Genomic DNA, 23,249 nt, shown 5'->3' on the forward strand with positions numbered 1-23,249 from the left:
CTTTTTTTTTAAGTCATTAGAAAGTAATTGGCAACACACAAACAGAAAATTCTATTCTAATCCACTATATCAAAAATAAAAAACCATGCCTTTGCAATTCAACACGGTTAAATTATTCGCAGGTTCTGGCACTACAGAATTAGCAGAAAAAATCGCTACTTCCTATGGGAAACCTCTTGGAGATAAAACATTATCTCGTTTTAGCGATGGAGAGATCCAGCCATTTTACAATGAGTCAGTTCGTGGAAGCGATGTATTTATCGTTCAATCTACGAATCAACCAACAGACAATCTATTTGAATTACTGTTGATGATTGATGCTGCAAAGCGTGCTTCTGCACATTACATTACTGCAGTGGTTCCTTATTTCGGTTTTGCTCGTCAGGATCGTAAAGACAAACCACGTGTGGCTATTGGTGCTAAAATGATTGCGAATTTAATTACAGCTGCTGGTGCACACCGCATCATGACGATGGATTTACACGCTGCACAAATCCAAGGTTTCTTTGACATCCCAGTTGATCACTTAGATGGTTCTATCATCTTCGTACCTTACATCAAATCATTAAATCTTCCAAACTTGACGATTGCATCTCCAGACATGGGTGGTTCTTACCGCGCACGTACATTTGCAAAATTCTTCAATGCAGAAGTTATTATCTGTGATAAACGTCGTAAACGTGCAAACGAAATCGAATCTATGTCTATCATCGGTGATGTAACTGGTCAAGACGTTGTTTTGATCGATGACATCTGTGATACTGCTGGTACTTTATCAAAAGCTGCGGCCTTGATTATGGAAAGCGGTGCAAAATCTGTTAGAGCAGTATGTACACATGCTGTATTATCAGGTAAGGCATATGAAACAATTGAGAACTCTGTATTGTCGGAGATGATCGTTACAGACACCATTCAATTGGATACTGAAAAAATGAAACAGTCTACTAAAATTAGAGTATTGTCGACTGCAGAATTATTTGGTAAAGCTATTAAAAACGTTAACCAACACGGTTCGATTTCTGATTTATTCAGTATTGATTAATCAGTCATTAAAAACCATGACATAGCAAAACCTTTCTCTTCACTGAGAAAGGTTTTTTTTATTTATAATAATAGCGCTCTCAAGATATTATTATAAATAAAAATACATACCTTTGCACCTTAAATTTTAATTAAATTAAACATGAAATCAATTGCTATTAGCGGTTCTGTAAGACAGAACGTAGGGAAAAGAGATGCGAAAGAATTGCGTTACGAAGGTAACATTCCTGCAGTTCTTTATGGTGGTGCTACACAAACTCACCTTTCGGTATCCGCAGCTGATTTGAAACCAGTTCTTTACACTCCAGAGGTTGTATTCGTAGAATTAAACATTGATGGAAAAACTGTAAAAGCTATCGTTCAAGACGCTCAATTCCACCCATTAACTGACTTAATTACGCATATCGACTTTTTAGAGTTGAATGACGAGAAAGAAGTTACATTAAATATTCCTGTAACATTAACTGGAACTTCTCCAGGTGTTAAATTAGGGGGTAAATTAGTTCAAAAATTACGTAAATTACGTGTTAAAGCTTTACCTGCAAACTTACCTCAAGAAATTGAAGTTCCTATGGAATCTTTGGAAGTTGGTAAATCATTCCGCGTAGCTCAAGTAGTTTTAGAAAACGCTAAAGTATTAAACAACACTGACGATACTATCGTATCTGTTATCATGTCACGTGCTTTACGTCAAGCAGAAACAGAAGCTGCAAAAGCAGTTAAACCTGGTAAAAAATAATCTTTCGAGATATTTTCTAACAACTTATAAGAGGCATCGAGATATTCGATGCCTTTTTTTGTTAAGAGAACTTTAGGAAATTAATTCTTAACACCTTCTTAACATTGGCTTCATTACGAATTAACAGTGTATCGTTAATTTTGAAAACAACTTCAGGCAATGCCTTGTTTTATAAAAGTAATGAAAAAACACATTTTTGGATATCGTCAGATATTCTTATTCCCCATCCTTCTATTGATTCAAAGTTGTTCAGATGCTGATCATGCAATCAAGATGAAAGGTTCAGATACCGAGGTGAATTTAGCGGTCAATTTAGCGGAAGAGTTCTCTAAGGAGAACGCTGATTTCAGTATCGCCATCTCTGGCGGCGGATCGGGTCTCGGTATAACAGCATTGCTGAATGGCCAAGCTGATATTGCCAACTCTTCACGACCACTCACTGAAGATGAAATCGAACTATTTAAAGAAAAGAATATTTCTTTAAGGACTGTTGTGTTTGCTGAAGATGCGACAGCATTTGTAGTGAATAAGGAGAATCCCTTAGACTCGATCGATTTAAAAAATCTCGCGGAAATCCTAGACGGTACTCAAAACAGCTGGAATAAATTATCAAACAGCACACTGCCGATCACCATTTACGGCAGACAGAGTAGCTCTGGAACCTACTCGTTTGTCAAGAAAAAATTAAAGATCAGTTTCAGTCAAGCTGCCAAAGAAATGACAGGAAACTCTCAGATATTAGAAAGTGTGAAACTGGATAAATCTGGTATTGGTTATGTTGGTGCAGGTTACATTTCTCAAAATACAAATGTCCAACAAGGTATTAAGGTATTAAAGATCATCGATAAAACGAATACGGCAGTTTCTCCCTTGGATCAAGAAGCAATTCGTGAAAATCGTTACTATTTCCAGCGTCCATTATTCCAATTTATTCCAGAATCATCGTGGAAAAAAGTTGAACCCTTTATTTCATTCGAAAAGGGAGTCGGGGGAAAGGCACTGATTGAAAGGTCTGGGTATTATGTTATTGATTAATAGAGGTTATGAAGTATAAAAATAGAATTTTAATTGACCGTGTTGCACAACACACCTTCAAATTGACAGGATATCTTGTGTTGGCACTTCTAGGTGGAATCTTCGGTATGTTACTATACAATGCCATCTCCTTCTTTCTAGAAGTAAAGCCATTGGACTTCTTGACAGGTCGAGAATGGAACCCAACAGCTGCTACTCCCACTTATGGTATATTACCACTGATCGTGAGTACCACCATCGTTGCCTTTGGTGCTATGGTAATCGCTATTCCTTTAGGCATAGGTACTGCAGCCTACATTTCAGAATATGCGAGTCCAAGAGTTAAAAACATATTAAAACCATTAATCGAGATGCTGGCAGCGATACCATCTGTTGTCATCGGTTTCTTAGGAATCGTATTGGTAGGACCTAAGATTGCATCACTCACAGACCTGCCGAATGGACTAAATGCCTTAAATGGCTCTTTACTTCTGGCCATCATGGCACTACCCACTATCATTACCATATCTGAGGATGCGATACATGCGATCCCTAAAACCTATCGTGAAGGTAGCTATGCATTAGGTGCAAGTAAATGGGTGACATTGATAAAAATAACCATTCCTGCTGCGGCACCAGGTATCATTGCTGCTGTGATGTTGGGACTTGGTAGAGCCATTGGCGAAACCATGACTGTTTTAATGGCAACAGGTAATGCGGCACTCTTTCCACAAGACTTTTTTGATTCAGTCAAGACCATTACAGCGACAATCGCCATCGAAATGGGGGAAGTACCTTTTCAAACTACACATTACTTTGCCCTCTTTGCAATTGCAATCGTCTTATTCTTTATGACACTGATCGCCAATTTAGTAGGTGAATACTTTATTAATCGTTTTAGAAAATATCATGCGGCTTAATTTAAAAAAACTAACTCCCATTATTGAGTGGGGTTCTCTTCTCCTTTCTACAGGATTGGTATGCTTTTTCTTAATTGTCATCTTGTATGAAATCATTTCAAAAGGTTGGTCAGCGCTTTCTTGGTCTTTCATTAGTGAGCTGCCGACAGATGGCATGACCAAAGGTGGGGTGCTATCCCCTATCATCGGAACTGTTATCTTAACGATGATAACCGCTCTTTTTGCTATCCCATTTGGCGTATGTTGCGCGATCTACTTAAATGAGTATGCTAAAAACACATGGCTAACGCGTACCATCAGAGCATCCATCCGTAATCTCTCGGGTGTTCCATCCATTATTTATGGTCTATTTGGATTAGCATTATTTGTGCAGGGCCTGCATTTTGGAACCTCGTTGATATCGGCGGGCTTGACATTAGGCTTACTCTCATTGCCTTACATCATCACCACAACAGAAGAAGCGCTATTGCGCATCCCTGCCAGTATGCGAGAGGCTGCACTGGCAGTTGGTGCCACAAAGTTTGAGTCGATCAAAGACGTTGTTCTTCCGGCTTCATTGCCCGGAATATTAACGGGAGTGGTCTTGACATTATCCCGTGCAGCGGGAGAAACAGCTCCTATTTTATTTACTGGTGTTGCATTTTATATCACAGATGTATCGGTCAATACCAGTCAAGAATTTATGGCGTTACCGTATCACCTCTATATGCTATCTACGCAACATCAATCTATTGAAGAGGTGCGACCATTAGCCTACGGAACTGCACTTGTCCTTATTATCGTGGTTTTCTTAATGAACTTAACCGCATTTTACATTCGTTATAAATACAGAAAAAATGACCAATAATTTATATACCAAAGATCTTAATATCTGGTTTGGTTCCAAACATGTTTTAAAAGGAATTGATATTGAGTTTCCAGAGAAACAAGTAACCGCTTTAATCGGTCCTTCAGGATGTGGAAAAAGCACCTTACTTCGATCCTTTAATCGCATGCACGACCTCGTTCCTGATGCTAGGATTGAAGGAATGGTCAGTATCGATGGTCAGAATATCTATGAAAAAGGCACATCAGTTACGGATATCCGTAAACGGATCGGTATGGTTTTTCAAAAGGCAAACCCTTTCCCTAAAAGTATACAAGAGAATATCGCTTATGGATTAAAGCTGAACAATTTGGATGCAAGTCCAGCTGTCATTCAAAAAGCTCTGGAAGAAGTGTATCTCTGGGATGAGGTGAAAGATGATTTAAAAAAACCTGCGACTCGTTTATCTGGCGGTCAGCAACAGCGCTTATGTATCGCGCGTGCCGTTGCGCTTCGTCCTGATGTTATCTTAATGGATGAGCCATGCTCGGCATTAGACCCTGTGAGTACGTTGAAAATCGAGGAATTGATCCATAAATTGAAAGAGCAATACACCATCGTAATCGTCACACACAATATGCAACAGGCACAGCGTGTGGCTGACAAGACGATATTCTTGTATTTAGGTGAAGTCAAGGAAGAAGGTCCTACCTCTGAAATCTTCAACAATCCGCAACATGAGATTACCAAAAACTATATTAACGGACATTTCGGATAGGCTATATTTCCTATCCTATTATTTTGCGTATTAGGAGATCGGAAATCTTATTGTATATGAAAAGGTTTCCTTACTTTTGCCTGCAAAGTACTAAACAATGAATTATCTTATCGTAGGATTAGGCAATATCGGACGTGAATATGCCGACACACGACATAATATTGGTTTCATGGTTGCAGATCAGCTTGTGAAGGAGGCAAATGCTTCTTTTTCGACCTTAAAACTTGCAGCATATTCCGAATATAAGCAAAGAGGACATAATGTCTACGTCATCAAGCCAACTACTTATATGAATCTGAGTGGTAAAGCGATGAATTATTACATGCAACTACTGAAGGTGCCTATCGAAAACACCTTGGTTATTGTCGATGACTTAGCCATTCCTTTTGGCTCATTGCGTATCAAACCGAAGGGTTCTGCAGCAGGCCATAATGGTTTGAAATCTATCGAATCTTTATGCGGTGGGCAAGCATACCCTCGTCTTCGTTTTGGTATTGGCGACAATTACCCTAAAGGGAGACAGATAGATTATGTATTGGGCCCATTTGATGCTGAAGAGCAAAAAGAATTACCGCAACTCATTGATCATGCTGTAAAGATGATCAATAGTTTCATCAATATCGGCATCGAACTGACCATGACGAATCTGAATACAAAATAAAAACAAAGCCGTTAAATTTAACGGCTTTGTTTATTTACTGACTATCATAGCAAACCTATTTATCAGGCTTATTCTCTTCTTTTTTATAGCCTATTATAGTAACTTCCTGAAGTTTGGTCGCTTTTGATTCAACAATGGAATCCTGTCGTTGCCTTTCTTTGGATATTTCACTATTAATTGTTTTTTTAATTGTTTTTGGAATATCCGGCATCGCGTTTTTAGAAGCTTTAGAAGTTATTATAATCACACCATTAACCGCGCGGTCTCCATACAATTCTTGAGCAGAAGCATCTTTGATTATTTCAATCGCGGCAATATCCTCAGCCTTGATATCTTTCATCTTTGCATTATATATTTTTCCGTCCAAAACAAATAATGGATCCGGTTTATCAGATTTAACAACTTTAATCGACTTGGAAGTATCTTGTACAGCAATCGTAAACCTTCTATCTCTAAGTTCTACAACGCCATTCTTTCCTTTTTTACCATAAAGTTGAATAGCCTTTTCACCGGTATAGAGTGCCTTTACACTTAACTTATCTTCAGGCACCTTATTCACTTCATCCATAGCTACTTCTTTTCCTTCCAAAAGGATTAAGCCAATTTTATTTCCTTTAGCATTAATGAAGCCTTTAGGCGTATGTTTGTAACTGTTGTCATCTCCATTTGATTTCCCAGCATTAGATTTCGCTCCGGATTTAGTTGTGATTTCAATAGCACCATCTATCGCTTTTACCCCATATTTCGAAACAGCACTATTCCCTTTAAGAACAGACATTGATTCTATATCGTTTGGGTCTAAATTCGCGAAATCATCTGCACTCACTTTCTGGCCATCTACTACGTAATACACATTACTATTTAAAGTAGCATTCCTTATTTTCACTATCTCAGGATCTTCATTACTAGGAACAGCAATACGACTGGTATCAGATTTTGTTCCAACGACGACAATAGAATTATCAACAACTGCTACACCAGCTACTCGACCTTTTAATGTATCTTGCGTTATTTGAACAAGTGAATCTGCAGATTGAACTGCTGATACAATGGGTTCCAAACTTATATCCTTGGCAGCATCTATCACCTGCGTAATTTTAGCTTCTGCACTATTTAAAGTAAAAGCTCCAGCAGTTAATACCAATACAGGTAACATAAATGCATATTTGCCTATTTGTATTTTAGCCGATTGTTTCTTATTCATCATCATAATCCTTCTTTTAAGTGTTTTAAAACTAAATTGATTCCCCAATGTTACGGCACCAGCATGTTGATTGACGTGTAATAAGCTATATTGATAAGTTTGCTTATCAACACCATTACTGATTACTTGCTGGTCTGTCAAAAATTCTAGGTTTTCACGTATGGCTTTACGCATCAACCATACTAAAGGATTGAACCAACTGCATATTAACGTAAATTCACTGATCAAAATATCAATGGAATGTAACCCCTTGACATGAATATCTTCGTGCTTGAAAATATCCAGTAGCTCGGGTTCCGCGTGATGATCACGGTTGACGTATATTTTATTCAAAAATGAAAAAGGCACAATGGGTACAAAAACATTCCTAAAAAGATAGGTCTGCCATTGTGCAGGTTCTGAGTAAATATGGATACGCAATAAGCTAACCATCTGAACCACAAATCGGAAAGCGAGCATAGCTACCCCCATTATCAGAATGATAATCAATAAATTGTTCAGCGTATAACTGGATTGCTCCGTTTCATCACCAAGGTACAGAGACCAGTCCATCGCGATCTCCCCAACGGATGGAATAGGTTTACTGAACCATGATCGTATATCCAAAAATGGATATGCGAATGAAAATAGAATGCCTGCTAGAAAATACATGCGGTTAAGCTTATAAAATGTCAGGTCTTTAAGTAAAAAAATATAACCTAAGTAGACGATACTTAGCAATACATTAATTTGGATAGCATAATTTAGGATGTTTTCCATAGTTATTTACTTTTGTTGTCTTTAATCATTTGGACGATTTCCTCCAATTCTGATGCCGATAGCTTTTCTTCCTTTACAAAGAAGGAAACCATTTCCTTATAGGAATTTTTAAAATAATCACCCACAAAGGAATGCATAAATTTTTCCTTGTAATCTTCCTCAGAGATCAATGGCTCATAACGATTAGCATTCGCATACTTGACAGATTTTACAAACCCCTTTTTCTCCAGATTTTTAACCGTTGAAGCTAATGTAGTATAAGGCATCTTCTCCCCTTTGATATTATCCAAAATCTCTTTCACGAAACATGCCTTAAGATTCCAAATGGCTTGCATCGCTTGCTCTTCTTGTGCTGTTAACTTTTCCATACCTGATTATTAAACTACTAATTTTAAACAAACCTACGAAATATTCGTAATAAATCATTGAAATTATTTTATTTTTCAAAAAAGTAATGCTCAACTTTCTATTTTGAATCAAAATAGAAAGTATATCTTCCAGTCAAATTTCCATATCATTTCTTCCTTTTTTATCTAAATATTGTTTCCAGGCATATCATTTTTTAGTTGCATCACTATGGTCAAAGCCATTTTCTAGTTATTGCTATTGTGACAATTTTGTTAATCCATAAATGCACGTTCAATTTTTTATAGATTTGAAAAATACATATTTCAATAACGCATTAGGGTACTTCTATTATGGATTTCGATTTTAGGTTAAAAGTTTTTTATGTTGCAGCCAACACGCTCAACTTTACGAAAGCGGCATCAGAACTGTTTATCTCTCAACCTGCAGTAAGTAAAAATATTCAAGAAATTGAAAACACAATCGGTACACCCTTATTCGAAAGATTAGGAAATCGTTTAGCGCTTACACCCGCAGGAAAAATTCTCTACCAACATGCGCAGGTTATTCTAGAACAATACAATCAAGCTACGTATGAAATCAACGAAATCATGGGTAAGCAAAATGGCAACTTATCTTTAGGGATAAGTACGACGATTTCGCAATATGTCATTCCTAGGATGCTGGTTGAATTTAATCTCCAATATCCTGAAAATGAAATAAAAGTAACACAGGCCAACTCCAAACGAGTAGAACAGTTACTTATTAAAAATGAAATACATCTTGGCATTACGGAGGGATTTCCGGATAATAGATCCCTGAAATTCACCCCATATATCAAAGATGAAATCGTGCTAGTCACAAGAAATTCGAATCCCTTATGCAGTAAAGAAGTACACATGCTCCATGATATCTATAAATTATCCCTCGTTTTCAGGGAAGCTGGCTCGGGCACACGCGATATCATTGATACCAAATTAAAAGAGGCGGGAATCTCGATTCAGCACCTCCATACCGTAATTACCTTGTCTTCCTCAGAAAGTATTAAACAATACCTGAAATACTGTAATGCTGCGGCCTTTCTATCCATTCATGCCATTCAAGAAGAACTCAAAACTGGAGAACTCAAGATCATAGAGTTTGAAAATTTTAATATGGAGCGCTATTTTTACATCACCCACTTAGTAGGAGGTTTGGCAGGTTTACCACTCAAGTTTATGAACTTTATACAAATGCATAAAGCAAAAATATACTCATAACCATTCGTTATGACAGATAATAATTTCGACTTATCATCGCAATTTTTAATCAGCTACATTTGTTTAAAACCTAATATGAATGGAAGAAGAAATAAAAAAAATTAGCAGAAGTAGCAATACGATTATTGTCATTACCTCAATCTTGTTATGTTTAATTATTTTGTCTACCTATATGACAAATGCTTTACCTCATAAAACAGGAAGTAGTACGATAGAAAACGGCGACATAATCAATCATGTGGATCAATTAAAAGAAGTTCCATACGAAGATAATGCCGAAGACCAACTTGCTCTTTATGGTGAAAAACTGATCAAAGAGACCTATAATTATTTTTATGAAAAAGATGGTGTTAAAATTGGGAACCACTTGGCCTGTACGAACTGTCATCTCAATGGTGGTACTAAATCATTTGCAGCACCTTATGTCGGTCTTACCGGAGTTTTTCCAATATACATCGGCAGAGAAGACAAAGTGGAGTCTCTAGAAGAGCGGATCAACGGTTGTTTTGAACGCAGTATGAATGGCAAAGCCATCGACGTGAATAGTAAAGAGATGCGCGCAATCATTACCTATGTGAAACATATTAGTAAAAATACACCTAATGGTAAACGCATCGAGGGACAGGGGTTCGTGAAAGTAACTGTTCCAGAGCGCGCTGCCGACCAAAAAAATGGTGCAGTAGTTTTTCAACAACAATGTCAGAGCTGCCATGGGGAAAATGGTGAGGGCGTAAAACTTGCCAACAGCAAAGGTTATCAATATCCACCTTTATGGGGAAATGATTCGTATAATGACGGGGCTGGTATGGCTCGATTATTAACAGCGATGAAATTTATCAAAGGGAATATGCCCTTGGGTGCCAGTCACGACAATCCGATCTTAACCGATGATCAAGCCTATGATGTGGCAGCTTATATCAATTCGTTTTCAAGACCAATAAAAGCGAATAAAGAATTGGACTATCCTAATCTTGCAAAAAAACCAAAAGACTCGCCTTATCCTCCCTACAACGATGAGATAAGTGCTATTCAACATAAATATGGACCTTTTAATTTTTAAAAAATGAATAAAACGATTATCATTCTAATCCTTGCCGTATTATCTATGGGAAAACTATCGGCTCAAACACAAGACGAAGTATTACTTAAAAATGCATCCTTTCAGGGAGCAACAGCTGATAAAAAAGCCTATCACGCCATTTATCAATTGGATAGCAACGATCCAAAAACGATTGAAAAAGCGATACGTAATATCAACAATGTCTTGGACGACCCAAGGCTAAAGGGGAAATTAACACTTGAACTGATCGCCTTCTCAGGAGGAACGGAAGCATTTTTAAAGAGTAGTTCAAAATATGAAGAGCAATTCAAAAAATTAATCGCAAGAGGTGTTGTTGTAGCACAATGCACCAATTCTCTTAAAGAACGAAACCTTACAAAAGAACAACTTTTTGATTTCATCGGCTATGTGCCTAGTGGAAATGGTGAACTTGTCATCAGAGCGCACCAAGGATGGACGATCGTAAAACCATAAACAAACAAGATATCATGAAAATTATCATCAAAACTATACTTGCCCTATTATTGGGGACACCCCTTGCATACGCACAAGATTATCAATTCCACCCACCATGGAATACTCCGCCCGAATCCGCAGTAAATTTCACCATACCGGGTATCGACAATATCCCTGATCTCTATGGTGAAATCGAAAATCCACAATTGGTTATTTTCTTTGCTGGAAATCAGTTCATGGTCATTGATGATTTAATCAAAACGTTCAAAAAAGAGTATCCACAATATGAGCGTATTTTTGTCGAAACATTGCCTCCAGGAATCTTGGCTAAACAAATTCAGGGTGGATCACTTACGATTGGAAATCTAAAGATTACACATACGCCCGATGTTTATACTGCTGGTAAACGACGCATTACAGAAATGGCCGATTACTTTGACCAAACATTGACCTATGCGACCAATAAATTGACATTAATGGTTCCAAAAGGAAACCCTAAAAACATTAAATCCTTAAAAGATTTACAACGAAAAGACGTGCGCATCAGCATGCCAAATCCGGCATGGGAAGGTGTAGGTGAACAAATAAAAACAGCTTATAGAAAAGCTGGTGGCGAAGAACTCGTAACAGCAGTTATGGAGACAAAAGTAGCTGATAAATCTACTTATCTAACCAAAATACATCACCGTGAAAGTCCATTAAGAATATTGGAGGGACAGGCTGATGTAGCTCCAGTATGGTATTCGGAAACATTTTTTCAAAAAATGATTAACCATCCAGTGGAAAGTATCACCATCCCGGATCATGAAAACATCACCGCCAACTATATGGCTGGAAAATTGAAGAAATCGAAAAACAAGCAAGCAGCAACTGATTTTATGGCTTATTTGCAATCGACGTCAGCAAAAAACATATACAAAAAATACGGATTTCAGGTTGATTAAAATCAGTCGACTTACTCGTCATCGTACAGCAAATAAAGCCATCCTTCCAAAGCGCTATAACCTTCGGAAGGATGGCTTTATTAATAGTATGCGCAGACAACAATATGCTTGCAAACCTATAATTTTTAACTTCTCTGCCAAACAAATGCTTTAGGATAAACAAATGGCGTGAATTAGTAATAATTGAGATTTTTAATTAAAAATAAGTCAAATATGAATACATTATGGCATTATTATTACGAATATCTAGTATATTAGCTATCAATTTTATTACATTTGCATAAACACATGATAACATAAGAAGCTTATGTCTGAAACAGCATCTATTATTTTAAATGGTTCGTCATACGAATTTCCAGTTATTACTGGTACAGAAAACGAAAAAGCAATTGATGTCTCAAAACTGAGAGATCAATCTGGATATATTACATTAGATCCAGGTTTTAAAAACACCGGAGCGGCAAAAAGTGCAATCACTTTCCTTGACGGTGAAACTGGTATCCTAAGATACCGTGGATATCCTATTGAACAATTAGCTGAAAAATCAACTTTTTTAGAAGTTGCATACTTATTGATATATGGAGATCTTCCAACAAAAGCAGTTTTAGAGCAATTCAGAACGGATATCAAATCACAAATGATGATCCACGAAGATATGAAGAACTTCTTTGCTGGTTTTCCTTCAAAATCTCATCCAATGGGACAGCTATCTTGTCTTGTAGGAGCTTTATCAGCATTTTATCCTGAATCTTTAAATCCAAATCCAACACAAGAAGAAGAAGATAAAACGATTATCAATTTATTGGCTAAAATGCCAACAATTGTTTCTTGGATTCAAAAGAAATCTTTAGGTCACCCAGTTGTATATCCTAAAACAAATTTAGGTTATATCGACAACTTCCTAAATATGATTTTTGGTGAAGTCAACCAAGACAAAACTTTTGACCCAGTTGTAATCGATGCCATGCATAAGTTATTGATTTTGCATGCTGACCACGAGCAGAACTGTTCTACTTCAACTGTTCGTATCGTAGGTTCATCAAATGCTAACTTATACGCTTCTGTATCTGCAGGTATCAATGCGCTTTGGGGTCCTCTACATGGTGGAGCTAACCAAGCGGTAATCGAAATGCTTGAAGCAATCAAAAATGATGGCGGCGATGCAGAAAAATACTTAGCAAAAGCAAAAGATAAAAACGATCCTTTCCGTTTAATGGGATTTGGTCACCGCGTATACAAAAACTTCGACCCTCGTGCTAAAATCATTAAAAAAGCATGTGACGATATCTTAGCGAAATTGGGAGTTAATGATCCTGTTTTAGAAATCGCTAAAAAATTGGAAGAAGCGGCATTGAATGATCAATACTTCATCGACAGAAAATTATATCCGAACGTAGATTTCTACTCAGGTATTATCTATCGCGCTTTAGGTTTTAATTCTGAAATGTTTACGGTATTATTTGCATTGGGTCGTCTTCCAGGATGGATCGCACAATGGAAAGAAATGCGTGAAAACAAAGAGCCTATCGGTCGTCCAAGACAGGTATATACAGGTCCAACAGAGCGTGATTATGTAGAGATTACACAACGTTAATCTTAAAAAATATTACTTAAAAAAAGCATCTTTCGAGATGCTTTTTTTATTTCCAATAACAAATGTCTATTAAACCAGTATATATTTTTATTTTCCTTCTCTAAATTCATAGCTTTTCCTTAAATTTGCCTACTAGAAATCACTTATTAATAATCATTACAAATAAAATTTGTTAGATTTATTCATCCATATCCTTGTTCCTGTCGCTATATTCATGTTTATAGCGGTTTTTACGTTATTTGCGGTATACGCAGAACGAAAAATCGCTGGATTCGTTCAGGATAGATTAGGTCCTATGGAAACCGGAAAATATGGCTCTCTCCAAACGATTGCTGATATTTTAAAGCTTTTGCAGAAGGAATTAATCACGCCTCTTTTGGCCGATAGCATTTTGTTTCGAATAGCCCCAATTGTTATTTTCGTAGCTGTATTTACGGGTTTTTCTGTAGTACCTTGGTCTCAAGATTTTATTCCGGTCAACACACATACGGGTTTATTTTTAATTATGGCCGTTGTCTCCATCGATGCTATTGGTATATTAATGGCCGGTTGGGGTTCCAATAATAAATTTTCTTTACTTGGTTCCATGCGTGCCATTGCACAAATGGTTTCTTACGAAATCCCTGTTGGCTTGTCTTTGATCGCTGCTGTGATGTTGACGCAGACACTGAATCTGAATGATATCGCCACGAATCAAGGTATACATGCGACAGAGGAAGTCAAGTTTCTAGGATTCTGGTCCGTTAATCATATTGGTGGCCTATTCGCTTGGAATATCTTTCAGGCACCCCATATGATCGTTACCTATCTCATCTTTTTCATTGCCACGCTAGCGGAGTGTAATCGTGCTCCATTTGATATTCCGGAAGCAGAATCTGAGTTAGTAGGTGGTTTCCATACCGAATATGGAGGAATACAGTTTGCATTTTTGTTTCTTGCAGAATACGCGATGATGTTCTTAGTCTCCATGTTGGGTGTTGTCTTATTTTTAGGTGCTTGGAATACTCCCCTACCCAATATGGGGGTTGTTAAATTGGCAGATTGGACGACAGGATTTGCTTGGGGAATATTTTGGACTTTTTCAAAATCCCTCATTTTAGTCGGCATCCAAATGTGGATACGCTGGACATTGCCCCGTTTACGAGCAGATCAATTGATGAATCTATGCTGGAAGGTGTTAACACCACTAGCATTCTTGTGTATGGCCATTTCCGCAATTTGGAGAATTTTAGTAGTTGTTTAATTTAGGTTTAGCTCAATATGATATTCAAAACTGTTTTCCACGCATTAAAAACTGCTTCCAAAGGTCTTTCTTTGACGGTTAAGCATCTATTTGGCGCCCGGAAATCACGTCAAGAATTGGATATTACGAAGGATAATTATTTTGATAAACAGCATGGTATTGCCACTGTTCAATATCCAAAGGTTAAAATGCCCATTCCAGAGGTGGCACGTTATCAACTCGATGTAGAGATTGATGATTGCATCGTTTGCGATTTATGTGCAAAAGCTTGTCCAGTAGATTGTATTGCGATTGAAGCCATTAAATCTCCTGAGGTTATCGGTAAAACTTCTGATGGAAGCGTAAAAAGATTATATGCTGCAAAGTTTGAAATTGATATGGCAAAATGTATGTACTGTGGATTATGTACGGTTGTATGTCCTACAGAATGCATTACGATGACCGATCAGTATGACCGCAGCACCACAAAATTAACAGATTTAATATATGGCTTTTCGGATATGACCGAAGAGCAAATTGCGGAACGAAAATCTGACTGGACAAAATTTCAAGCTGAAAAGGAGGCAGCCAAATCAAAATAATGACATTAGAACTCTTTTTATTCTATGCATTCGCAGTATTGGCCGTAGGGTCTGCCCTATTGGTCGTCAGTTTGAAAAATTTAGCCCGCGCCCTATTCCTATTTTTCGTCGTCTTATTTGCCATGGCTGGACTCTATTTATTTGCTTTAGCAGATTTTGTGGCCATAACCCAAATCATGGTTTACGTTGGTGGGGTTTTAATCTTGTTGCTATTTGCCTTTATGCTTTCAAATAAGGAGCTGCTGCAAGATTTGCAACAAACAACAGGTTCCTTATTCTCCTTACCTACTTGGAAAGTAGCACCTCTAATCATTGCTTTCTTAGGTATCATGCTATTTGGCATCATCGAATGGCAGGAGTCAACTCCAGCATGGATAACCGCCGCTATCCAAAACAATACGGTCATCAAAAGCACTGACAATAATATACACCAATTGGGTCTTAAGTTTATGACACAGTATGTGCTCCCATTTGAAGTAATTTCTATTTTCTTAATGATGGCCTTAATTGGTGCATCGCATCTATCACGAAAGGATTTACAAAAATGATTACACTAACACACTTCTTAGTTGTTTCTGCCTGTATCTTCTGTATCGGACTTTATGCGGTATTGTCGAAGAAAAATGCCATTATGATTTTAGTTGGTATTGAATTGATGATCAATGCAGCCATTCTCAATTTCGTTGCATTCGGAAAGTATGACAGTGTCAACTACGGAGGTCAGATATTCGCTTTGTTCGCTATTGTACTCGCAGCTGCTGCTGTAGCAGTAGGGTTAGCGATTATCCTTAACGTATACCGACACTACAAAAGCATTAATCCGGATGAAATTCGTGAATTAAAAGATTAGCATTGAACATTATATTTGACATATCGCCTCTTAGTACCGCACTGTTTACTGTAGCGATGCCTTTATTGGCATTTTTATATCAAGCAATTATAGGTAAAAAAGATTCCACAGGTCTTGTGGCTACGATCGCTATCGGGGTCAGTTTTATCTGCAGTTTACTCACATTCCTCCAGGTATGGAATAATGCTCCACTAACATCCGAAATCGAGTGGTTTACAATTGGGCAAAGTACATTTACGGTTGGTATATTATTGAATAACTTGACTTCGCTCATGTTATTTCTGGTATCTACCATTGCTGTTCCGGTCCATATTTACTCGAAATCGTACATGCACGGTGATACAGGAATACATCGCTATTGGATGTATCTGAGTCTATTTTGTTTTGCGATGCTTGGTCTTGTTATCATGAACAACTTACTCCTCATGTATATCTTTTGGGAGCTTGTAGGATTTGCTTCTTATCTATTGATAGGATTTTGGTTCACGAAAGAATCCGCTGTGCAAGCCAATAAAAAGGCATTCCTAGTCAACCGCATTGGTGATCTGGGTTTCCTGATTGGTATTGCTATCGTCTATTCCCAATTTGGCACTTTAAATCTGGTCAGTTTATTTGAAACTGGAGGCTTAATCGATCTTACAACCGTTGAATATGGTCTATGGGTATCACCACACAATAGTATGGACGCTAGTTGGCTGACCATCGCTGGAATCTCCTTCTTCCTTGGTGCCATGGCGAAGTCGGCACAGTTTCCATTACACGTATGGTTACCCGACGCGATGGAGGGTCCTACTTCGGTTTCTTCATTAATACATGCGGCGACCATGGTTGCTGCCGGTGTATTTTTAATGAGTACTTTATTCCCGCTGTTCAATGAAACAGTACGCTTGATGATAACTATAATCGGCAGTATAACCGCTATTACTGCTGCATATTTTGCTTTAGCACAGTATGATATCAAAAAAATACTAGCCTTTTCTACCATTTCACAATTGGGGTATATGATGGTTGGAATTGGTATTGGTACTTGGGATGCCGCAATTTTCCATTTATTGACACATGCCTTTTTTAAATGTTTACTATTTTTATGTGCTGGAGCTGTGATTCATGAAATGTCGCACCTAAAAGCACATAGTCAGGCTGATTTTGATCCGCAGGATTTAAGAAATATGGGGGGACTACGTCAATATATGCCGCAAACCTGTATTTTGATGGTTATCGCTTCATTAGCGCTGGCAGGCTTTCCATTAACTTCAGGATATTTATCGAAAGACAGTATTATTATTTCAGCTTTCGAATGGGCTTCTACCCATGGGCCTATTTTTCAAATAGTCCCAATTGCACTAATTATCGTCAGTATTTTGACGTCATTTTACATTGGTCGCCTTATTTTCAAAGCATTCTTCGGAACATTACGCATTAAACATCTTGTTGGATCTCTTTCACCTTTAGGGGAATCTCCAAAACTGATGTTATGGCCGATGTATTTTTTGGGGATCTGTTGTTTCTTCCCGCTATTTTCCATCAATCCAATCTCCTATCATGATTCTTGGGTGATGGATGGATTATTGGTCGACTACCCTTACGAAGCTAATCACACGGCTCATTTGGTGATCCCAGTGGTTTTAACCCTTGGCGCATTATCCGCATGGATTGTTGCGTGGAGATGGTATGTCCAAGGATTGTACCCTTTGAATGCACATAGTTTTGCTAATCGTCTATCCTTAAATCAGGGATATCTCAATCAATTCAATGAAAAAGTTATTGTAAGTGGTGTACTGCATTTAAGTAAACTCTCTTACTGGTTGGATAGAAACATCGTTGATGGCTTTATCCATATTTTCACAAGATTCATACAGCATTTGGCTCACTTCAGTCACTGGCTGGATAAAAATATTGTTGATGGTCTTGTTAATGCTGTTGGTAAAATCGCACTTATATTAGGAAATTTTGCGCGATCGACCCAAAACGGAAAGCTACAGACCTATTTATATTCTGTATTCCTACTTGTTATAGTTGGTTTAATTTATCTTTTATTACGTTAGAAATGCCTACACTATCCTTATTGATCTTTTTACCGCTTGTAGCAACAGCCCTCATACTGGCGCTTCCTACTCGCTTCAAAGATTCTTATAAATACATTGCCCTCGCCTTAACGACCATACAATTTGTGTTAGCAGGAATGGCCTACTTTTCCTTTGATCCCACTCCAACGGGTATCAATACGCTTGAAGGCTATCAATTGGTTGAACAATTGTCTTGGATTCGCCTTGACTTGGGCGCTGTTGGTAAACTGGAGATCGATTATTTACTTGGTGTCGATGGTATTTCCATGCCTTTATTGGTTTTAAGTACGTTTGTCATGCTAATGGCTATAGGCGCTTCTTGGAATATGAAGAAAAGTGTAAAGGGTTACTTTGCTTTGCTTATGCTATTGAATATGGCAGTCATCGGTATATTTTGTGCGCTGGATTTTTTCTTATTCTACTTATTTTACGAAGTGATGTTACTTCCTTTATATTTCTTGATAGGAATTTGGGGAGGAGAGCGAAGAGAATATGCGGCAATGAAATTTTTCATCTATACGTTGCTAGGTTCTGTTTTTATGCTTTTGGTTATCGTGGGACTCTATTTCTCCGTCATTAATCCGATAACGGGTGCCCATACGTTTAATATGATTCATATGATGAATCCAGACAACTTTGTAGCAGGTTCTATTTTTGCTATCGATGGTTATCAAGAGATTTTTGGGATATCAGCACGTTTGATTGGCTTTATTGTACTTTTCTTTGCTTTTGCGATTAAAGTTCCGATAGTGCCGTTGCATACTTGGCTTCCTGATGCTCACGTTGAGGCTCCGACACCTGTATCGATTATCCTTGCGGGTATTCTTTTAAAAATTGGTGGTTACGGCATCATTCGCGTTTGTTTCAGTATCTTTCCTGATGCCGCTGCAGCTAGTAATTGGTGGCTGGGGTTAATTGGTGTTGTGTCCATTTTATATGGTGCATTTAATGCTTTAGCACAAAAAGACTTAAAGCGCATGATTGCTTACTCATCTGTTTCGCATATGGGTTTCGTATTATTAGGTTTAGCATCCTTTACGGCAGAGGGTATTTCTGGAGCGATGTTTCAAATGATCAGCCATGGTTTTCTATCTGCTGCTTTATTCTTTTTAGTAGGGGTTATTTATGACCGTGTACATGATCGTTATATCCCACATTTTAGAGGATTGGCGAATATCATGCCTAAATACACTGCTTATGTTGCGATTGCTTTCTTTGCTTCTCTAGGTTTACCGGGTTTTTCAGCATTTATAGCGGAAGCATTTGTCATTATCGGTACTTTCAATTCGGCAAGTTTAGGTACGGGCCTTCCACGATGGATGGCTATTGCTGGATCTATTGGAATCCTGATGAGTGCAGTTTATCTACTTTGGACATTACAACGGATGTTTTTTGGGGAAACCCGATTAAAAGGAGGTGAAGGATGGCATACCGCACTAGTGGATTTAACAGCACGAGAACAGCTTATATTATTTCCAACATTAGCCCTAGCGCTGATCTTGGGAATATGCCCTTTTATAGTATTTGATCAAATGAATGCTTCGGTTGTAAATTTGGTTGCTTTTATTCAACAGTATAACTAATAAAATGTCAGCATTTGCTTCTTCAATTTCGTCAATCTTAAACCATATCATAGCAAGCCTTCCCTTGTTTAAGCCGGAACTTGCCCTTATGGTTGCTTTTGTGTGCAGTATTGTTTGTAGCTTATTTGTAGATAAAATATGGAAACATAGTTCATTTGCTGTTACCATAGTGGGACTGCTATTCAGCTTATATTTTCTATTTGGGCAACTGCATTTCGGGATGGGGCAGTCTGGATTTTTTGACATGATAAAAATCGATAAGTTGTCTATCCTATCTCGGGGCATCATATCGCTATCCACCCTGTTGATCGTTATTTTCATTCAGCAGCGATTTACCGAGCAAAAACGTCCCATTGCAGATCTATATGCTGTTTTAATCACAGCAACGTTAGGGTTATACTTATTGACCTTAAGTAGCAATTGGTTGTTGCTATTTATCGCTATCGAAACGGTATCGATCAGCTCTTACGTGATGGTAGGTTACTTTTCCAAAACGAAGTTTGAAGCTGAGGCAGCCATGAAATATGTACTTTTTGGTTCTGTCTGTGCAGCAGTTATGTTGTATGGATTATCGCTGATCTACGGTTTCACGGGAAACTTGAATTTCGATTCTGCACAACATATTCAAGGACTCATTGAAGCTCCTAAAATCATGACGAGTATTGCTTTTCTCTTTTTACTTACTGGTATCGGGTTTAAGTTGAGCTTTGCTCCATTTCATGTCTGGAGTCCTGATGTTTATCAAGGTGCACCAACGCCTATCACAGCATATCTATCAACGGTACCAAAAATAGGTGCGCTCGTACTTTTATCCCGCCTATTGGCAAGCTGGACTGCTAGTCCGTTCTATTATTCAGAATTCTTGACTACCGTTATCATCATCATTGCAATTGCCACTATGCTTATTGGAAATTTAGCAGCATTAAAGCAAGGAGATGTCAAAAGGATGATGGCTTATTCATCTATAGGACATACGGGTATATTATTGATGGTATCGCTTGTCTATACACCAGAGGATCATAATGTCATGCTGTTCTATCTCGCCATTTATGCGCTGATGAATATTGCGGTTTTCATATTTATAGATCAATTGGAGCAATCACTTGGAACAACTAATATCACGTCTTATAAAGGTTTGGGTAAAAGGTACCCTATCATCTTCGTGAGCTTCTCTATCTTGTTGATTTCCTTGATTGGTCTCCCTCCTACTGCAGGATTTATCGGGAAACTGCTTGTTTTTTCTAAAGTTTTCGAACAGTATCAAACCGCACAGGAAGTTTCCTTGTTACTTTTACTTATCGTAGGTGCTTTAACCTCCGTAATTTCGTTATTCTTTTACTTCAAAATTCCATTACAAGCATTCTTAAGAGAGACTCCAACGCATATTGCGCTATCCAAATTCAACGGATTACTGCTATTTATTGCTGTTGCATTAAGTATCTTGGTCATTCTACTGGGATTATACCCGAGTTTACTTTTGAATCTCTTAAAATAGGTTCAATATCTTTTATACTGATATTCTGGATATAAAATAATGCTGGATAGCAGCGGAGCGCGCGATAACAGCGAAGCAATCCTGCGGATCTTTTGAAAACAGATTCTAACAAATAAATTAGTTTTATTAATGACGCAATTAAGATTGTAAATAAAACAAATTTATCTAAGTTTGCACTATGATAAGTGCATTAGCTAACACTATTTTTCAACGTGCAATCGCAGATTACCATGTTGAAAACGAAATTGACCAGGTCATTCAAAATCCATTTGAATCGTCATCACTAGAACATTTGTTGTATATGAAATGTTGGATTGATACCGTCCAATGGCATATGGAAGATGTCATCAGAAATCCACAGATAGATCCCAAAGTAGCTTTATATTGGAAAAGGAGAATTGATGAATCTAACCAACACCGCACAGATACCGTGGAATATATAGATAGTTATTATCTATTAAAATTTCAAGAAGTTACTCCAAAGGAAGAGGCTAAAATCAATACCGAAAGTCCAGCTTGGGCGATTGATCGTTTGTCTATTTTAGCCTTAAAGATCTACCATATGGAGCAAGAGACAAGACGTGAAGATGTAGAACAAACTCATATCGACGCTTGTCAAATCAAATTGAACATCTTATTGGAGCAGCGTATCGATCTATCACAAAGTATTGATGAATTGTTATCGGATATTCAAGCAGGCAAGAAATTCATGAAAGTATACAAGCAGATGAAAATGTATAACGACCCGAGTTTAAATCCGGTTTTATATCAGGCTGGAAAATAATGGCTTTACCTTCTAAAATAATTGTTACTCGTTTTTCTGCCATGGGAGATGTTGCCATGGTGGCTTCTGTATTGAAGGAATTTGTAAAACAATTTCCTTCGGTATCAATTATTATGGTAAGTCGTCCGCTATTTAAAGCTTTCTTTGAGAACATTCCCAATGTGCAATTCCATGCCTTTTATCCTAAAGATAAACATAAGGGCCTGAAGGGAATATTGGCTCTAAAAAAAGAATTAGCTTTAGAAGGGGCTGACGCACTAGCAGATTTACATTTTAATCTGAGATCACGCATCTTAGCCTTTCTATTAAAACGCTCTGGCCTACAAGTGAAACAGCTGGATAAAGGTCGTGCAGAAAAAAAGATGTTAACGCGGTTGAAAAACAAAGTTTTAACTCCGTTGAAACCTACTGTTGAACGCTATGCAGATGTCTTTCGTCAATTGGGTTTTCAATTCGTTTTACAGCATCAACTGGAGCCTAAAAAATTGCCATTACCCAACTTAGCACATGCTTTATTTTCAGATGATGGAAGTAAAAAGATTGGGATTGCACCTTTTGCCCAACATCCATATAAAGTGTTTCCTCTTGCAAAAATGCAGGAGGTTATTGCTAATTTATCACAAAAAAACGTTGATATATTTATATTCGGTGGAGGTAAAACGGAACAAGATCAAGCACAGAAATGGCAAGCGCTATATCCTAATGTACACAACACCATCGGTCGTTTCACGCTTAAAGAAGAATTAGCACTAATTGCTAATTTGGACCTAATGATTAGTATGGACTCATCGGGTATGCATATGGCTTCATTAATGGGTGTCCGTTGCATATCTATCTGGGGAGCCACACACCCGTTTGCAGGTTTTCTGGGGCACGGACAATCTTTAGATGATTGCATCCAAGTAGCGCATCCAAATAGACCTAACTCAATTTATGGCAACAAGGCTTGTAATTGTGATGGGATAGAAGCGATTGATCTGGTCACTCCGGAAATGATTATTAACAAAATCAAACAGATTATTTAAAAGGGGAAACAGCTGCTGCCCTTTTAAATTTTATAGTATAATA

At 37.7% G+C, this 23,249-nt stretch carries 23 protein-coding genes; 21 read left to right on the forward strand and 2 right to left on the reverse strand.

Annotated elements, in window-relative coordinates:
- The first annotated feature begins 85 nt into the window (after nucleotides 1–85).
- From KO02_RS18815 to pth, 7 genes are all read left to right on the forward strand, one after another.
- Nucleotides 86–1,042, forward strand: coding sequence for a ribose-phosphate pyrophosphokinase (locus KO02_RS18815; protein WP_038700802.1), 957 nt, complete (start codon nucleotides 86–88; stop codon nucleotides 1,040–1,042).
- 141 nt (nucleotides 1,043–1,183) lie between these two features.
- On the forward strand, nucleotides 1,184–1,780 hold the full coding sequence (locus KO02_RS18820; RefSeq protein WP_038700804.1) for a 50S ribosomal protein L25/general stress protein Ctc: 597 nt from the start codon (nucleotides 1,184–1,186) through the stop codon (nucleotides 1,778–1,780).
- Between the two features lie 180 nt (nucleotides 1,781–1,960).
- Nucleotides 1,961–2,815, forward strand: a complete 855-nt coding sequence (locus tag KO02_RS18825) for a PstS family phosphate ABC transporter substrate-binding protein (RefSeq protein ID WP_038700806.1) — start codon at nucleotides 1,961–1,963, stop codon at nucleotides 2,813–2,815.
- Nucleotides 2,816–2,823: 8 nt separating this feature from the next.
- Nucleotides 2,824–3,714: a phosphate ABC transporter permease subunit PstC gene (pstC, locus tag KO02_RS18830; protein WP_038700808.1), complete on the forward strand. Its 891-nt coding sequence runs from the start codon at nucleotides 2,824–2,826 to the stop codon at nucleotides 3,712–3,714.
- On the forward strand, nucleotides 3,704–4,561 hold the full coding sequence (gene pstA / locus KO02_RS18835; protein WP_038700810.1) for a phosphate ABC transporter permease PstA: 858 nt from the start codon (nucleotides 3,704–3,706) through the stop codon (nucleotides 4,559–4,561). The genes pstC and pstA overlap by 11 nt, the downstream gene beginning before the upstream one ends.
- A complete protein-coding gene (pstB, locus tag KO02_RS18840; protein ID WP_038700812.1) occupies nucleotides 4,551–5,297 on the forward strand; it encodes a phosphate ABC transporter ATP-binding protein PstB in 747 nt (248 codons plus the stop codon). The genes pstA and pstB overlap by 11 nt, the downstream gene beginning before the upstream one ends.
- Before the next feature lie 97 nt (nucleotides 5,298–5,394).
- Complete coding sequence (pth, locus tag KO02_RS18845) at nucleotides 5,395–5,958, forward strand: aminoacyl-tRNA hydrolase (protein WP_038700814.1); 564 nt, start codon at nucleotides 5,395–5,397, stop codon at nucleotides 5,956–5,958.
- Nucleotides 5,959–6,013: 55 nt separating this feature from the next.
- Here the strand turns inward: pth and KO02_RS18850 are convergent, their stop codons facing one another.
- On the reverse strand, nucleotides 6,014–7,921 hold the full coding sequence (locus KO02_RS18850) for a M56 family metallopeptidase (RefSeq protein ID WP_038700816.1): 1,908 nt from the start codon (nucleotides 7,919–7,921) through the stop codon (nucleotides 6,014–6,016).
- Between the two features lie 2 nt (nucleotides 7,922–7,923).
- Nucleotides 7,924–8,289: a BlaI/MecI/CopY family transcriptional regulator gene (locus KO02_RS18855; protein WP_038700818.1), complete on the reverse strand. Its 366-nt coding sequence runs from the start codon at nucleotides 8,287–8,289 to the stop codon at nucleotides 7,924–7,926.
- Between the two features lie 330 nt (nucleotides 8,290–8,619).
- Here KO02_RS18855 and KO02_RS18860 point away from each other — a divergent pair, with 330 nt between their 5' ends.
- The 14 genes from KO02_RS18860 to KO02_RS18925 all read left to right on the forward strand — a co-directional run bounded on the left by KO02_RS18860 (nucleotide 8,620) and on the right by KO02_RS18925 (nucleotide 23,206).
- Nucleotides 8,620–9,525 carry a LysR substrate-binding domain-containing protein gene (locus KO02_RS18860; protein ID WP_038700820.1) on the forward strand — a complete coding sequence of 302 codons (906 nt, stop codon included), beginning with the start codon at nucleotides 8,620–8,622 and terminating at the stop codon, nucleotides 9,523–9,525.
- 79 nt (nucleotides 9,526–9,604) lie between these two features.
- A complete protein-coding gene (locus KO02_RS18865; RefSeq protein WP_038700822.1) occupies nucleotides 9,605–10,585 on the forward strand; it encodes a c-type cytochrome in 981 nt (326 codons plus the stop codon).
- A 3-nt stretch (nucleotides 10,586–10,588) separates the two neighbouring features.
- Nucleotides 10,589–11,059 carry a DsrE family protein gene (locus KO02_RS18870; RefSeq protein ID WP_038700824.1) on the forward strand — a complete coding sequence of 157 codons (471 nt, stop codon included), beginning with the start codon at nucleotides 10,589–10,591 and terminating at the stop codon, nucleotides 11,057–11,059.
- Nucleotides 11,060–11,073: 14 nt separating this feature from the next.
- The gene (locus KO02_RS18875; protein ID WP_038702985.1) at nucleotides 11,074–11,985 is read left to right on the forward strand and encodes a molybdate ABC transporter substrate-binding protein; all 912 of its coding nucleotides are present in this window, start codon (nucleotides 11,074–11,076) and stop codon (nucleotides 11,983–11,985) included.
- Nucleotides 11,986–12,292: 307 nt separating this feature from the next.
- Nucleotides 12,293–13,579: a citrate synthase gene (locus KO02_RS18880; RefSeq protein ID WP_038700826.1), complete on the forward strand. Its 1,287-nt coding sequence runs from the start codon at nucleotides 12,293–12,295 to the stop codon at nucleotides 13,577–13,579.
- Between the two features lie 214 nt (nucleotides 13,580–13,793).
- Nucleotides 13,794–14,822, forward strand: a complete 1,029-nt coding sequence (locus tag KO02_RS18885; protein WP_051960048.1) for a complex I subunit 1 family protein — start codon at nucleotides 13,794–13,796, stop codon at nucleotides 14,820–14,822.
- Nucleotides 14,823–14,839: 17 nt separating this feature from the next.
- Nucleotides 14,840–15,403 (forward strand): 4Fe-4S binding protein, encoded by a 564-nt coding sequence (locus KO02_RS18890; protein ID WP_038700830.1) that lies wholly within the window; start codon nucleotides 14,840–14,842, stop codon nucleotides 15,401–15,403.
- Nucleotides 15,403–15,951 carry an NADH-quinone oxidoreductase subunit J gene (locus KO02_RS18895; protein WP_038700831.1) on the forward strand — a complete coding sequence of 183 codons (549 nt, stop codon included), beginning with the start codon at nucleotides 15,403–15,405 and terminating at the stop codon, nucleotides 15,949–15,951. The genes KO02_RS18890 and KO02_RS18895 overlap by 1 nt, the downstream gene beginning before the upstream one ends.
- Nucleotides 15,948–16,253 carry an NADH-quinone oxidoreductase subunit NuoK gene (nuoK, locus tag KO02_RS18900; RefSeq protein ID WP_038700833.1) on the forward strand — a complete coding sequence of 102 codons (306 nt, stop codon included), beginning with the start codon at nucleotides 15,948–15,950 and terminating at the stop codon, nucleotides 16,251–16,253. The genes KO02_RS18895 and nuoK overlap by 4 nt, the downstream gene beginning before the upstream one ends.
- A gap of 2 nt (nucleotides 16,254–16,255) precedes the next feature.
- A complete protein-coding gene (gene nuoL, locus KO02_RS18905) occupies nucleotides 16,256–18,298 on the forward strand; it encodes an NADH-quinone oxidoreductase subunit L (RefSeq protein ID WP_038700834.1) in 2,043 nt (680 codons plus the stop codon).
- A 2-nt stretch (nucleotides 18,299–18,300) separates the two neighbouring features.
- Nucleotides 18,301–19,902 carry a NuoM family protein gene (locus KO02_RS18910; RefSeq protein WP_038700837.1) on the forward strand — a complete coding sequence of 534 codons (1,602 nt, stop codon included), beginning with the start codon at nucleotides 18,301–18,303 and terminating at the stop codon, nucleotides 19,900–19,902.
- Nucleotides 19,903–19,906: 4 nt separating this feature from the next.
- Nucleotides 19,907–21,397: an NADH-quinone oxidoreductase subunit N gene (locus KO02_RS18915; RefSeq protein WP_038700839.1), complete on the forward strand. Its 1,491-nt coding sequence runs from the start codon at nucleotides 19,907–19,909 to the stop codon at nucleotides 21,395–21,397.
- 178 nt (nucleotides 21,398–21,575) lie between these two features.
- Nucleotides 21,576–22,181, forward strand: a complete 606-nt coding sequence (locus KO02_RS18920; RefSeq protein ID WP_038700841.1) for a DUF4254 domain-containing protein — start codon at nucleotides 21,576–21,578, stop codon at nucleotides 22,179–22,181.
- Complete coding sequence (locus KO02_RS18925; RefSeq protein ID WP_038700843.1) at nucleotides 22,181–23,206, forward strand: glycosyltransferase family 9 protein; 1,026 nt, start codon at nucleotides 22,181–22,183, stop codon at nucleotides 23,204–23,206. Before KO02_RS18920 ends, KO02_RS18925 begins: the two co-directional genes overlap by 1 nt.
- The last annotated feature ends 43 nt before the right edge of the window (nucleotides 23,207–23,249 follow it).

The organism is Sphingobacterium sp. ML3W (genome assembly GCF_000747525.1).
In the GTDB taxonomy this organism is placed as follows: Bacteria; Bacteroidota; Bacteroidia; order Sphingobacteriales; family Sphingobacteriaceae; genus Sphingobacterium.

What these genes read in the sequence shown, in the direction of transcription:
- KO02_RS18815 (WP_038700802.1), top strand. Translation starts at nt 86, where the DNA reads ATGCCTTTGCAATTCAACACGGTTAAATTATTCGCAGGTTCTGGCACT.
- KO02_RS18885 (WP_051960048.1), top strand. Translation starts at nt 13,794, where the DNA reads ATGTTTATAGCGGTTTTTACGTTATTTGCGGTATACGCAGAACGAAAA.
- nuoK (WP_038700833.1), top strand. Translation starts at nt 15,948, where the DNA reads ATGATTACACTAACACACTTCTTAGTTGTTTCTGCCTGTATCTTCTGT.
- pstC (WP_038700808.1), top strand. Translation starts at nt 2,824, where the DNA reads ATGAAGTATAAAAATAGAATTTTAATTGACCGTGTTGCACAACACACC.
- KO02_RS18825 (WP_038700806.1), top strand. Translation starts at nt 1,961, where the DNA reads ATGAAAAAACACATTTTTGGATATCGTCAGATATTCTTATTCCCCATC.
- pstB (WP_038700812.1), top strand. Translation starts at nt 4,551, where the DNA reads ATGACCAATAATTTATATACCAAAGATCTTAATATCTGGTTTGGTTCC.
- KO02_RS18850 (WP_038700816.1), bottom strand. Translation starts at nt 7,921, where the DNA reads ATGGAAAACATCCTAAATTATGCTATCCAAATTAATGTATTGCTAAGT.
- KO02_RS18895 (WP_038700831.1), top strand. Translation starts at nt 15,403, where the DNA reads ATGACATTAGAACTCTTTTTATTCTATGCATTCGCAGTATTGGCCGTA.
- KO02_RS18875 (WP_038702985.1), top strand. Translation starts at nt 11,074, where the DNA reads ATGAAAATTATCATCAAAACTATACTTGCCCTATTATTGGGGACACCC.
- KO02_RS18860 (WP_038700820.1), top strand. Translation starts at nt 8,620, where the DNA reads ATGGATTTCGATTTTAGGTTAAAAGTTTTTTATGTTGCAGCCAACACG.
- KO02_RS18920 (WP_038700841.1), top strand. Translation starts at nt 21,576, where the DNA reads ATGATAAGTGCATTAGCTAACACTATTTTTCAACGTGCAATCGCAGAT.
- KO02_RS18870 (WP_038700824.1), top strand. Translation starts at nt 10,589, where the DNA reads ATGAATAAAACGATTATCATTCTAATCCTTGCCGTATTATCTATGGGA.
- KO02_RS18890 (WP_038700830.1), top strand. Translation starts at nt 14,840, where the DNA reads ATGATATTCAAAACTGTTTTCCACGCATTAAAAACTGCTTCCAAAGGT.
- KO02_RS18915 (WP_038700839.1), top strand. Translation starts at nt 19,907, where the DNA reads ATGTCAGCATTTGCTTCTTCAATTTCGTCAATCTTAAACCATATCATA.
- KO02_RS18855 (WP_038700818.1), bottom strand. Translation starts at nt 8,289, where the DNA reads ATGGAAAAGTTAACAGCACAAGAAGAGCAAGCGATGCAAGCCATTTGG.
- KO02_RS18925 (WP_038700843.1), top strand. Translation starts at nt 22,181, where the DNA reads ATGGCTTTACCTTCTAAAATAATTGTTACTCGTTTTTCTGCCATGGGA.
- KO02_RS18910 (WP_038700837.1), top strand. Translation starts at nt 18,301, where the DNA reads ATGCCTACACTATCCTTATTGATCTTTTTACCGCTTGTAGCAACAGCC.
- pstA (WP_038700810.1), top strand. Translation starts at nt 3,704, where the DNA reads ATGCGGCTTAATTTAAAAAAACTAACTCCCATTATTGAGTGGGGTTCT.
- pth (WP_038700814.1), top strand. Translation starts at nt 5,395, where the DNA reads ATGAATTATCTTATCGTAGGATTAGGCAATATCGGACGTGAATATGCC.
- KO02_RS18880 (WP_038700826.1), top strand. Translation starts at nt 12,293, where the DNA reads ATGTCTGAAACAGCATCTATTATTTTAAATGGTTCGTCATACGAATTT.
- KO02_RS18865 (WP_038700822.1), top strand. Translation starts at nt 9,605, where the DNA reads ATGGAAGAAGAAATAAAAAAAATTAGCAGAAGTAGCAATACGATTATT.
- KO02_RS18820 (WP_038700804.1), top strand. Translation starts at nt 1,184, where the DNA reads ATGAAATCAATTGCTATTAGCGGTTCTGTAAGACAGAACGTAGGGAAA.